This window comes from Marinobacter denitrificans (assembly GCF_008795955.1).
GTDB lineage: Bacteria > Pseudomonadota > Gammaproteobacteria > Pseudomonadales > Oleiphilaceae > Marinobacter > Marinobacter denitrificans.
Window position 1 is genome coordinate 87,237 of sequence record NZ_VMHN01000010.1, and the last position, 12,503, is coordinate 99,739.

General features: G+C 56.6%; 10 protein-coding genes. 3 read left to right on the forward strand and 7 right to left on the reverse strand.

Annotated elements, in window-relative coordinates:
• The first annotated feature begins 22 nt into the window (after positions 1 to 22).
• Genes FO268_RS19730 through FO268_RS19740 form a run of 3 tightly spaced genes read left to right on the forward strand, consistent with a single transcriptional unit; the run spans position 23 to position 3,227 of the window.
• Positions 23 to 1,306 (forward strand): TRAP transporter large permease, encoded by a 1,284-nt coding sequence (locus tag FO268_RS19730; RefSeq protein ID WP_150994978.1) that lies wholly within the window; start codon positions 23 to 25, stop codon positions 1,304 to 1,306.
• Positions 1,307 to 1,338: 32 nt separating this feature from the next.
• On the forward strand, positions 1,339 to 1,779 hold the full coding sequence (locus FO268_RS19735) for a universal stress protein (RefSeq protein WP_150994979.1): 441 nt from the start codon (positions 1,339 to 1,341) through the stop codon (positions 1,777 to 1,779).
• 35 nt (positions 1,780 to 1,814) lie between these two features.
• Entirely contained in the window at positions 1,815 to 3,227 is a 1,413-nt protein-coding gene (locus FO268_RS19740) for an alanine/glycine:cation symporter family protein (protein ID WP_150994980.1), read from the forward strand.
• Between the two features lie 9 nt (positions 3,228 to 3,236).
• Here the strand turns inward: FO268_RS19740 and FO268_RS19745 are convergent, their stop codons facing one another.
• The 7 genes from FO268_RS19745 to FO268_RS19775 form a co-directional block, all read right to left on the reverse strand.
• Positions 3,237 to 5,507: a diguanylate cyclase gene (locus tag FO268_RS19745; RefSeq protein WP_150994981.1), complete on the reverse strand. Its 2,271-nt coding sequence runs from the start codon at positions 5,505 to 5,507 to the stop codon at positions 3,237 to 3,239.
• Between the two features lie 134 nt (positions 5,508 to 5,641).
• The gene (locus FO268_RS19750) at positions 5,642 to 6,685 is read right to left on the reverse strand and encodes an ABC transporter substrate-binding protein (protein ID WP_150994982.1); all 1,044 of its coding nucleotides are present in this window, start codon (positions 6,683 to 6,685) and stop codon (positions 5,642 to 5,644) included.
• Positions 6,685 to 7,452 (reverse strand): spermidine/putrescine ABC transporter permease PotC, encoded by a 768-nt coding sequence (gene potC, locus FO268_RS19755; protein WP_150994983.1) that lies wholly within the window; start codon positions 7,450 to 7,452, stop codon positions 6,685 to 6,687. Before potC ends, FO268_RS19750 begins: the two co-directional genes overlap by 1 nt.
• Positions 7,449 to 8,309 (reverse strand): spermidine/putrescine ABC transporter permease PotB, encoded by an 861-nt coding sequence (potB, locus tag FO268_RS19760; RefSeq protein WP_150994984.1) that lies wholly within the window; start codon positions 8,307 to 8,309, stop codon positions 7,449 to 7,451. Before potB ends, potC begins: the two co-directional genes overlap by 4 nt.
• On the reverse strand, positions 8,302 to 9,429 hold the full coding sequence (gene potA, locus FO268_RS19765) for a spermidine/putrescine ABC transporter ATP-binding protein PotA (protein ID WP_150994985.1): 1,128 nt from the start codon (positions 9,427 to 9,429) through the stop codon (positions 8,302 to 8,304). Before potA ends, potB begins: the two co-directional genes overlap by 8 nt.
• A complete protein-coding gene (locus FO268_RS19770) occupies positions 9,426 to 10,496 on the reverse strand; it encodes a TRAP transporter substrate-binding protein (protein ID WP_150994986.1) in 1,071 nt (356 codons plus the stop codon). Before FO268_RS19770 ends, potA begins: the two co-directional genes overlap by 4 nt.
• A 103-nt stretch (positions 10,497 to 10,599) precedes the next feature.
• On the reverse strand, positions 10,600 to 12,276 hold the full coding sequence (locus FO268_RS19775; RefSeq protein WP_150994987.1) for a methyl-accepting chemotaxis protein: 1,677 nt from the start codon (positions 12,274 to 12,276) through the stop codon (positions 10,600 to 10,602).
• Positions 12,277 to 12,503 lie beyond the last annotated feature (227 nt).

The window sequence follows — 12,503 nt, forward strand, 5'->3', positions numbered from 1 at the left end:
ATATAACAAAGGAAAGAAACTCATGGCGACTATAATGATGGTGATCATGATCGGGCTGCTTCTGCTGGGCTTCCCGATGATGGTTCCGCTGATTGCCGGTGCGGTGGTCGGCTTTGTAATGATGTTTGATGGCTTCGGCCAGATGGGTACGTTCATCCAGCAAATGATGGGGGGCATCCGCCCTGCCTCACTCATTGCTGTGCCCATGTTTATTCTGGCGGCGGATATCATGACCCGTGGCCAGTCGGCGGACCGCCTGATTCATATGGTGATGGCATTCATCGGGCACATTAAGGGCGGGCTCGCCATCAGTACTGCAACGTCGTGCACTCTATTCGGTGCGGTTTCCGGTTCCACCCAGGCCACAGTAGTGGCGGTTGGCTCTCCGTTGCGGCCAAAACTGCTCAAAGCCGGGTATTCAGATTCCTTTTCCCTGGCGCTGATTATCAACTCCAGTGATATCGCGTTTCTGATTCCTCCCAGTATCGGCTTCATTATCTATGGGGTTATCTCGGGGACCTCCATTGCCGAGCTGTTCATCGCAGGCATTGGGCCCGGCATCATGATTCTCGTCATGTTTTCCATTTATTGCCTGATCTACGCCTACGTTAACAAGGTTCCCACCGAGGAAAAGGCCGGCTGGAGAGAGCGCGGAGTCGCTGTCCGTGAAGCGCTGTGGCCACTGTTCTTCCCGGTTATTATTGTGGGCGGTATCTATGGCGGCATTTTCAGCCCGACTGAAGCTGCGGCCGTATGCGTGCTTTACGCTTTCCTGCTGGAGTTCGCTGTCTTCCGCTCGCTGAAGTTGCCGGACATCTATCGTATCGCCAAATCCACCGGCTTGATTACCGCCGTGGTTTTCATACTGGTCGCTGTGGGCAACGGCTTCTCGTGGATCATCTCCTTCGCCCAGATCCCGCAAACCATACTGGAGGCCGTGGGCGTTAATGATGCCGGGCCGGTCGGCGTGCTGATCGCAATCTGTATTGCCTTCTTCGTCGCCTGCATGTTTGTCGACCCGATCGTGGTAATCCTGGTACTGACGCCGATCTTTGCGCCAGCGATTGAAGCCACAGGCCTGGACCCGGTTCTGGTCGGGGTTCTGATTACGCTTCAGGTGGCCATAGGTTCGGCAACGCCGCCCTTCGGGTGTGACATATTCACCGCCATCGCCATATTCAAGCGCCCCTACTGGGAAGTGATTCGCGGCACGCCACCGTTTGTCTTTATGCTGGTGGCAGCAGCGGGGCTGATCATTGCCTTCCCGCAAATCGCACTGTTCCTGCGTGACCTGGCATTCCGCTGAGGACTGTATAGACCAATTTCAGGGAGAAGAGCATGTTCAAAAGAATCCTGGTGGCGGTTGATGGTTCCAAGTCATCCTTTAACGCGATGGACAAAGCCATTGCGTTACAGAAGCTCACGGAAGCCGAGATCTATCTGATCTGTGTCTACAAACACCACAGCCTGTTTGAGGCATCGCTATCGATCGGGCGTCCCGCGGGCATGGAGATTCCAGACAAGGTGTTGTCTGATTACGCCAAAGAGATCGTCAACCACGCCAAGGCGATGGCGACGGAAAAGGGCGCAGTAAAAGTTCGGGGCTTCGTCAAGGCCGGGCGCCCCTCCAGTGTTATCGTCAAGTTCGCCCAGGAGAAGGAGGTGGACCTGATTGTGGTAGGCACCCGGGGCACTCACAGTGACAAAGACGGCATGCTGCTTGGCAGCGTGTCCCACCGCGTCGCTTCCAAGGCGAAGTGTCCGGTGCTGGTCGTTTAAGAGTTCAGGGAAGGCAACCGTTTTAAGGACGAACAATGACCGCTATCGTGGATTTTCTTAACTCCATACTCTGGGGATATGTTCTGGTTTATGGCCTGTTAGGTGTTGGTGTCTTTTTCACCATTCGCCTGGGCTTTCTGCAGTTTCTCAATTTCGGTGAAATGCTCCGGGCCATTCGCGGCTCCCGGGAGAGTGATGTTCACGGTATTTCCCCATTCCAGGCCTTGTGCACCAGTCTTGCCTCCCGCGTGGGTACAGGAAATCTGGCCGGAGTGGCGGTGGCACTCTACCTCGGTGGCGCCGGCGCCATTTTCTGGATGTGGATGGTTGCCCTGGTCGGCATGGCTACCGGCTATGCGGAAAGCACCCTGGCGCAGCTCTACAAGGTACGGGACGGTAAAGGGCAATACCGGGGCGGCCCGGCGGTTTATATCAGCAAAGGCCTCAATGCGCCCTGGGCCGGAAGTATCTTCGCTGTCTGCCTGATTCTGTCCTTCGGGCTGGTTTTTAACGCGGTGCAGGCCAACTCCATCGCCGATGCCATGGAGGGTGCCTTTGGTGTGCCCAAGCTCTGGGTCGGTATCGTTATCGCCATTCTGGCCGGTGTGGTGATTTTTGGTGGCCTGCGCTCTATCGTGCGCTTCGCGGAACTGGTGGTGCCGTTGATGGCGGGCCTCTACGTTCTGATTGCCCTGATCATCATGGCCATTAATATCACGGAAGTACCAGGCGTGCTGATCACCATTGTGAAGAGTGCGTTCGGGCTGGAGGAAGCCGCTGGCGGCGCGGCAGGCTCCATTACGGCCGCCATGCTGAACGGCATCAAACGCGGGCTGTTTTCCAATGAGGCGGGTATGGGCTCTGCCCCCAATATTGCAGCAACCGCGACCCCTGCACCCCACCATCCCTCTTCCCAGGGGCTGGTTCAGGGATTCGGTGTGTTCGTCGACACGATCATTATCTGTACCGCCACAGCAGTGATGATCCTGCTATCCGGTGTCATGGAACCCGGCTCCGGCATTACGGGAACGCAGCTCACCCAGGATGCCATGCAAAGCCACATTGGCGAGTTCGGGGCCTACTTCATCGCCATTGCGATTCTGTTCTTCGCGTTTACCTCCATTGTGGCCAACTACACCTACGCAGAAAATGCGCTGATTCATCTCGGCGGCGACAATAACCTTGCCATTACCCTGCTCCGCACGGCAGTGCTGGGAATGGTGGTCTGGGGTGGTTATGAAGCTGTAGTGACGGTCTTCAATGCGGCAGATGCCTCCATGGGCCTGATGGCCACTATAAACCTCATTGCCATTGTGATGCTTTCCGGCACAGTGGTTAAGCTGACAAAAGACTACCTGGCGCAGCGAAAACAGGGCGAGGTGCCTCATTTCAAGTCCAAGGACTACCCTGAACTGCATGAGAAGATAGACAGCAATATCTGGCACTAGCTCTGGTTTTCAGGCCACCTCTACCCTGTCCCGTCCGGCCTCTTTGGCCCGGTAAAGCGCCCGATCGGCGAGCCCCAGCAGACTATCCGGGGATTCGCTGCATTCGGGCCAGCTTGCAACACCTACAGAGATCGTAACGGGCCCCAGGTCAGTGCCAGCGTGTTCTACCGGCATCAGGCGAATCGCCCGGGCGAGTTCCATAGCTTTGTCATAGGCAGCGCTGGCATTGGAGCCCGCCATGATGATGACAAATTCCTCACCCCCAAAGCGACACACGACATCACTGTCACGGAAATGCCTGGCCAACATACCCGCCACCGCTTTCAGGGCGGCGTCACCGGCCTCGTGGCCATGGGTATCATTGAACTGCTTGAAGTGATCAATATCCACAATCAGCAACGACAGGGGCTGATCACTGCGAAGCGCTACGGCGGACTCGTGTTCAAACAGTTGATCAAAATAACGACGGTTTTTCAGCCCGGTAAGGGCATCTTCATAGGAATATTTGTGCAGCTCTTCACGCAAGCCAATACCTGACAGAGTAATACCAATTTTCTGCAGTGCCTGACTCAATGCCTGAAAAAGCCTGGCAGCGCCGTAATCGGTGACTCCGGTAAACTCTTCCGGCACCTCGAGGAACAACAAAGCCATCGTTACCTGCCCTTGTGTTGCAGACTGGATATTGATCCAGAGGCACAGTGAGCCATCCACATCCTCCTCCCAATCCGCCCAGGTCTGGCCAGCTTCAGCGCTGTAACGGGCAGGAATCTGATTCTGGGGTGGCGGGCCATCTGGTGTTTCAATCCGGGCAGGCGACTCTGGTTCGCCGGCGTACCCCCACCGTGTAAGCAGTACATAGGCCCTGCCGGCGTCAACCCGCTGGTAAAGCCTGCCCCTGAGGGGACTGCAGAGGTGCGGAAGCCGTCGCGCCAGAACCGGCAACGTCTGGTTCAGGGTGATGCAATCCTGTAACTCCGCAATGATATCGTTGAGGATACGGGTTTTCTCATTCTCGAAGGTCAGTAAACGAACCCTGGCCTGCTCAAGACGCGCAAGGGCCTCTGCCTTTTCAGTCCGTTCGGCAACCTGTTGCTCAAGCGACAGGTTTAACTGATGCAGTGCTTGCTGGGTACGGGCGTAATGCCACAACGAAATCAGCACCACGGCCAGTGAAAAGGCCAGCGTGCCCCAACTGACCGGCACCCGCCACCAGGGAAGGAGCCCATGCGCGACTGCCATATCCACCACCAGCAAACTGCAGAATATGCCATAAGCGACCAGTATGACCTGCTGCTCGGCCCGCAAATGGCGGAAGCGCCTACCCACGACAATAGCGATAGTGAAGAGAGAGGCCAGCAACAGGGCATCAAAAGTCGGGAACGTGGAGGACAGATCCACTACCCCGGACAACGCCAACCCGATGGCCGCCATCATGTACACAAGGTGGGTCTTCCAGATCAGATTGATCAGCCACGGGCGATGATCCGTAAACCACTGTTCCAGCAGCAAGGCCATGGCCACAGGTAACATGTAGTAGGAGCCGGCCGCGAGGTAATCCCAGGTCAGTGGAGCCTCCCAGAGCAGCTGGCTTGCCTGGCTTTCCGAAAGCAGCAGAAGGGCCGATGAAAAGGAGAACAACGCAATACTGCCAAAGCTCTTCTTCTCGGCCTGGAGCAGGGCAAATATCAATGCTAACAGTGCAATCAGTGCGGAGAAGCCTGCAATAACCAGGGCGTCGAGGGAGTTTTCAAGGATAAACAGGACAAGGTCGGGCCTGTCCATGATGGAGACTTCCCCCCACAGGCCGATATCGGTGTAGTCCGAGAAAACGCGAAAATATACCTGCTTGCCTTCGAACCCTTCCGGCAGGGGAATGGCATGCCATGGCCACCCTTCAAAGTGCCCCCTGCCCTGATGGTCAAACGTACCGTACTGGTAGATGTTCTCGCCATTCAGCCAGACCTGGAAGATCAGGTCCACGCTGAATATGTAGAGCACAGGTTCCTGCCATTCGCCTCCTGGCAGGGTAACCCGGTACCAGACGTGTTCATGCCCATTTCTACCTGGCGGATTGGACGGGAAATCGATGGCCTGCCACTGCTCCGGATCATCTGCCTGTACCCACTCCGGAACGCCTTCATCAGTAAAGGGTGAATCTCCCCAGCGATACTCCCAGCCCGCTTCCAAATCAACGGCAGCAGCAGCCACTTGCGCGCCCAGAAGGCACACGAGAAGGAGAATGGTCAGGCTGACGGCCTTTGAAAGAGACAGCTTCTGCATACGGCACGGCGCCTGTCGCTTTAGAATACAGTGCCTACATTATAGAACACCTGTGCCGTTAAACTCTCTCAAGGGGTGGATAAACACAAGTCTTAACTGGGCCTGGACCATGGAGCACAGTCCAGGACGCGCAGCTACTGCCCGGACTTCAGCATTTCCCAGTATCTGGTGTACACCTGCATGGCTTCGTCACCCACATCTTCCTGAAATTCGGCGTTGGTGAGATCTTCCGGTGTCGGGTAACTGGTGCGGTCGTTGGCCACTTCCTCACTCAACAGCTCGCGGGCCGCCAGATTGGGGGTCGCATAGCCAATGTCCTCACTGATCAGCGCGGAAATCTCCGGCTGCATCACAAAGCTGATGAACTGGTGAGCCGCATCCGGATTGCCGGCGTTCTTGGGAATGACGAAGCTGTCCAGCCAGACAATGGTGCCTTCTTCCGGATAGACATATTCCAGTGACGGCATGTCTTCCTTGCCCATGACGGCCTCACCGTTCCAGATCATGCCGATGTCGGTTTCACCTTCCAGGTAGGGCATCCTTGGGGCGTCCGAGTTGAAAGTGCGTACCGAAGGCATCAGCTCGGTGAGCTTTTCGTAGGCTTCCCTGATCTCATCCGGGTCAGTGCTGTTGCCGGAGTAGCCCAGCACCCGCAAGCCGATGTGGAATACTTCCCGCATATCATTGGTGAGCATCACGCGGCCTTCATATTCCTTGCTCCAGAGGTCTTCCCAGGCCGTTACTTCGCCGCCTTCGATGTCTTCGGCATCATACGCAAGACCTGTAGTGCCCCAGAGATAGGGGACGCTGTAGGCGTTGTCGGGGTCGATCTCCAGGTTGATCAGCTCCGGGTCCAGCTTTTCAAAGCCTTCTATCTTGTCGCGATCGATTTTCTCCAGCAGGCCCTCTTTACGCATCTTGTTGACGTAATAGGTAGAGGGCAATGCCAGGTCGTAATCACCGCTTTCGTCCAGCAGTTTGAGACGCGCGTACATGGCCTCGTTGCTGTCGTAGGTGGTGTAAACCACCTGGATACCGGTTTCTTCCTCGAAGCGGTCCAATACCTCCTGAGGCATGTACTCAGACCAGTTGTACAGATTCAGGACTTTTGGTTCTTCCTCGGAGCTGCACCCGGTCAGGGTTACAACCACAAGGCCTGCGAGCGCCAGTTTTTTCATCATTTGCTCCTTGTCAGTATCCATTGAGACAGCATCAACATCGTCAGGGAAAATAGCAGTAACAGGGTGCCCAAAGCATTCACTTCGGGTTTAAGGCCCACACGCACCATCGAATAGATGCGCAGTGGCAGAATTTCATAGCTGGGGCCGCTTACAAAGGTACTGACCACGACATCATCCAGGGAAAGCGTGAAACCCAGCAGCCAGCCTGCCAGCAGCGCCGGCATGATCACCGGAATCAACACCGTACGGGTCATGGTGAAGTCATTGGCCCCCAGGTCCCGTGCGGCTTCTGGCAGGCTTTCATCAAACCCGCTGAGCCTGGCCATAACGGTAATCACCACAAATGGCAGGCAAAAGGTTACATGGGCGAGCAGCAGTGAGACGAACCCGAGCTGCAGCCCTACCAGCAGGAACAGCGCCAGTAGCGAAATGGCCAGCACAATCTCCGGCGACATCATCACTACAAACAGCATGCCCCGCAGCATGCGCTTACCGCGAAATCGATAGCGGTGAAGAGCCAGTGCGGTCAGTGCACCAATAATGGTCGACACCGTGGCTGCCGCCAGCGCCAGCCACAGGGAATTCCACATGGCCTGAACCATGGCGTGGTTGTTGAACAGCGACTCATACCATTCGAGACTCAGCCCGCCCCATCGGTAGCCGGTACGGGAGCCGTTGAAAGAGAACACCACCAGCACCAGGATGGGCAGGTAAAGCAGCACATACACCAGGGTGAGGTAGATTTTTGGCAGCCAGCGGCTCACGTTTGCGCCTCCTCACCCAGCCGCCGCTGGCTTAACCGGTGGGCCAACAATAATACGGCCATGGCCACCGTAAGGAGAATGCTGGCAGCAGCGCCGAAGGGCCAGTCACGGGCATCCAGGAACTGGTTCTTGATCACGTTCCCGACCAGCAGGTTGCGCGAGCCACCGAGTATGTCTGCCACGAAAAACAACCCCATGGCCGGCAGCAGCACCAGCATCACACCGGCCAGAACGCCGGGCAGGGTCAGGGGAATGGTTACGTGCAGAAACGTTGACAGCTTGCCCGCCCCCAGATCGTGTGAGGCCATTAACAGCTCCTGCCGGAGGTCATCAAACACCGAGTACAGCGGCAGTATCATGAACGGCAGCAACAGGTACACCAGCCCCACAATCACCGCGCCTTCGGTGTAGAGCATTTTCAACGGCTCGTCGATAAGGCCCATTCCCATCAATGCATTATTGATGAGCCCGTTGGTGGCCAGAAGCAGTTTCAATGCGTAGGTGCGCACCAGGGAATTGGTCCAGAACGGCACGATCATCAGGAAGATCAGCAGCGTCTGGCGCTGCTTGCCGAGGCCAGACAGGGCCCAGGCAAAGGGGTAGCCGATCAGCAGGCAGAAAATCGTGGTTACTGCCGCCATGTAGAGGGAATTGAGAAACACGTCCAGGTACAGGGGATCGAACAGTTGCCGGTAACTGTCCAGGTTCAGTGGTAGCGACAGGAAGGTACCCGGATCCCGGGTCATGACGCTGGCCCCCACCACCAGCAGGTTGGGGGTGAGCACCAGGAGCAGCAGCCAACCCCACACCAGAACCAGTACAGCGGTTTTGAAAGGCTGCTGTAACACTCTATGCATCCGCGGCCAGCCCTTCCGCCTCTTCGTTTACCGGCTCCGGTTCGACTGGCAGCAACCACTCCCAGCCATCCACCCAGCTGACCCGAACCGGCTCACCCAGCCTGTAGTCGAAAGTGGGGTCGTCTTCATCGAAAAATTCGCTGGCCAGCACCTCGGTGCCATCCTCCAGGTGAATCACTGAATCCAGCGTACTGCCCTTGTAGTTGCGTTCGACGACCTTGCCGGCAAGGCCGTGATCGTCTTCCGGTGCCAGCACGCGGATATCCTCGGGGCGTAACAGCACATTGACCTGCTCGCCTTCACGCACGGTAAAGGCCGGTTTCTGCAGGGTACGGCGCAGCCCCAGAATATCCAGTGTGATCGCCCGGTCGTTTACCGCCGCCAGATAGCCGGGAAACAGGTTAGTCTCGCCAACAAAGCGTGCTGTAAAGAGATTGGCGGGGCGCTCGTAGATTTCCCGCGGCGTACCCAACTGCTGGATTTCGCCGTCTTTCAGCACCACCACCCGGTCCGACATGGACAGGGCTTCTTCCTGGTCGTGGGTAACGAAGACGAAGGTGATGCCAAGCTCACGCTGCAGGCGCTTCAGCTCCACCTGCATGGTGCGGCGAAGCTTGTAGTCCAGGGCAGAGAGGGGCTCATCCAGCAACAGTAGTTGTGGACGCTTGACCACCGCACGGGCAATGGCCACCCTTTGTTGCTGTCCACCTGAGAGCTGGTGTGGCTTGCGGCGGGCGAAGTCCTGCAATTGGACCATGGCCAGAACATCGCTCACCCGCTGACGGATTTCATCCTTTGGCCGTTTCTCCATCTTCAGGCCATAGCCGACATTGTCGTAAACCGACATATGCGGAAAGAGCGCGTAATTCTGGAACACCGTATTGAGCGGCCGGTGTTCGGGGGCCGCATGGGTAATGTCGTGGCCGGACAGGGTCACCGACCCGGTGTCCGGCAGTTCGAAGCCTGCCATCAGCCGCAGCAGTGTGGTTTTACCGCAGCCGGATGGCCCCAGTAACGTGATGAACTCGCCATCCAGAATGTCCAGATCCAGCGAGTCCAGCACGGTTTTGCCGTCGAACGCCTTGGAGACGTTCTTCAGGCAGAGGAGCGCTTCCTTCATTCACCCGAAACGCTGTTCAGATACGCCTTGTCGGAAATGTTCGTCCACTGGCGTACCTGTTTCAGATATTCACGCTGGGAAGTAATGATTTCTTTTGCGAGCTCATCCTTCTCCGCCTCTTGGTTCAGCAGCTTTTCGGTCGCCTCGCGCAGCGCTTCAATGACTTCCGGAGGGAACGTCTTGTGAGTCACATCCGGATAATCTTCCTTCATGCGGTCCCAGGCCACGCCACTTTCGTGCATGCTCTGCATGTACATGTCATAGGCAGCAGTGCGCATGGACACCCTCAGGATTTCCTGCAGATCGGCAGGAAGCTTGTTCCAGGTTTTTTCATTGATCAGGAACTGCACTTCAGCACCTGGCTCCTGCCAGCCCGAGTAGTAGTATTTTGCAATCTGGTGGAAACCCATCTGGAAATCCAGAGCCGGGCCGACCCATTCCAGAGCGTCGATCGTACCCCTTTCCAGCGCACTGTAGAGCTCACCCGGCGGGATATTGGTCACAGCGACACCGAGCTCGGACATCACCTCGCCGGCAAATCCGGGCGTGCGCATTTTGAGGCCGTCAAGGTCCTCAACCGTCTTGATTTCCTCGCGGAACCAACCGCCCATCTGGTTACCGGTGTTGCCGCCCGGGAACGAAAGCAGGCCGTGGGGCTGGTATACCTTCTCCATCAGTTCCATGCCGTCGCCATAATAGAACCAGGCGTACTGCTCAGCTGCGATCATCCCGAAGGGTACGGTAGTAAAGTACATGGCATTGGGAATTGAGCCCTTGTAGTAATAGGACGCGGTGTGCCCCATGTCGTACTGGCCGGCCTTCACCATATCGAAGATACCGAAGGGTGCCTTGTGCTTGTTGGAGGAATCAATCCGGAACTGCAGCCGGCCCTCAGACATCTTCTCGGCCATCGCCGCCATGTTCCGGGGTGTTTCGCCCAGGATCGGGGAGTTGGGACCCCAGGTTTCAGCCAGGCGGATCGTGTAGGTTTCCTGGGCCAGCAACGAGGTGCTGGTCAAACTCAGCATCAGAGTCAGTGAGGTCAGGAGAGGTTTGAGCGTTAACATAAGCGAGCCCTTTTCCGTTTTTTATTGGAGTTGGATCAGTCGGCTCACATCATAGCCTGCTGGCCGGCTCACGCCAATCGTCAACCGGCCAACAGTAATCATTTTATACTTTGAACTGACCCACCAGGTCACGCAGGCTCTCGCCCAGACGCGCCAGTTCGTGGCTTGCTTCGTTGGTCTGGGTTACGCCGGTATCGCTACGCTGCGCGGCATCCACAATGCGCACCACGTTCTGATTTATTTCTTCGGCAACCTGGCTTTGCTGCTCAGCGGCAGTGGCAATCTGGGTGACCTGATCGTGAATATGACCTACCGATTTCTCGATGGTACGCAGGGCATCAGTGGCGTGGTTGATTCGCTCGACCGTCTCAGTGGAACGGGTGCGCGAGGCGTCCATTCGCTCGACAGCCGCGCGGGACTCGGTCACGAAGCCGTCGATCATGCCACGAATCTGGTCAGCGGATTCCGCGCTACGCTTCGCCAGCTGACGTACTTCGTCGGCAACCACCGAGAAACCGCGGCCGTGCTCACCGGCACGAGCAGCTTCAATTGCAGCATTGAGTGCCAGCAGGTTGGTCTGGTCGGTAACCGCATGGATCACATCCAGCACCTGAGTAATCTCATCGGTTTTCTCGGCGAGATTGCTGATACGGGTGGAGCTTGCATCAATTTCCTGGGACAGCTGATTGACGGATGACTGGGCATTGGCAATGGTCTCGCCACCGTCCCGTGCCAGCTTGTCGGCATCGGAAGCCGCACTTTCCACTTCGTTGGCGTTACCGGAAATCTGCTGGATGGTGGCCGCCATTTCGTTGATAGCCGAGGCGATCTGATCGGTCTCGGATCCCTGTTCCTGAACCGAGGCCCGGGTCTCCGTGGCAACACGGCTGAGCTCTTCCGCAGCAGAGGCGACCTGGTCGGTGGTAGCGCCCACTTCCCGAATGGTGTTCTGGATTTTCACGATAAAGGCGTTGAATCGGCGACCCAGTTCGGCAAGTTCGTCGTTACCTTCGTCGGGCAGACGGTGGCGAAGATCACCTTCACCCTCGGCAATGTCCTTCATGAGGGCAATGACCCTGTTCAGCGGGTTGGTAACGGTACGGCCAACAAAGATGCCGATCAGCAGGGCGATGATGACCACAATCACGGTGACCATGACGATAAAGCCCAGAGTGTCGGCGATTTCCTGTTCAACGTCAGCCCGGGCGGCGGCAACCACTTCTTCAATATCGGTGACATACACACCGGTGCCTATCATCCAGTCCCACTCCGGGATTATGGTAGAAAAGGACACCTTGGGCTCTACATCACCTGAAGCCGGATTGGGCCAGTCGTAACCGAAAAAGCCGCCCTCCTCTGCCGCATCGAACAGCGACTGAATCAGTTTTCGCACATCCGGATTCGTTGTCGGCCCTTCCCGGGAAGGATCCGGCGCATAAGCCAGGTTTTCCAGGTCGCGGGCGTAGGCAAACACGTAGTTACCCCCTGCAAACGTCATAGAGCGCAATCGATTCCTGGCTTCTTCCTTTGCCTCTGACTCGGACAGTTGCGGATTATTCTTAGCCTCCATTACCAGGGACCGGGCTGCATCAATCATGTTTTTTAGCCCATCTTTGCGCGCCTCCAGCAAAGTTTCCTCGAGGCGAGCCAGTTCCTCCTCACCAGCACTTTTAATATCGGCGATATCCATCCAGGCAAGGGTTGCTGCCGTAATCAATACCGGGACCAGAACACCCAACAACAGGCGAGAACGAATACGCAGCCGGCTCAGTAAGTTCATTGACTATCACTCCGTAAAATTTTGGATGCTCTATGCAATTATCCACAATGGCGCATCGGGGTGTGTTCCAGTTTGTAATACGAACGTAAACTGGCGGGCAGCATCCTTGTAATACCACGCCGTAGCTCGCTAACGCTCCGGCACATGTTGCTGAATGGGTTATCGGCAGATAGGTGAAGGGCTTGAACCGCATTTAGACTAAAGGCCTAATTCCTGACCAGAGCCAC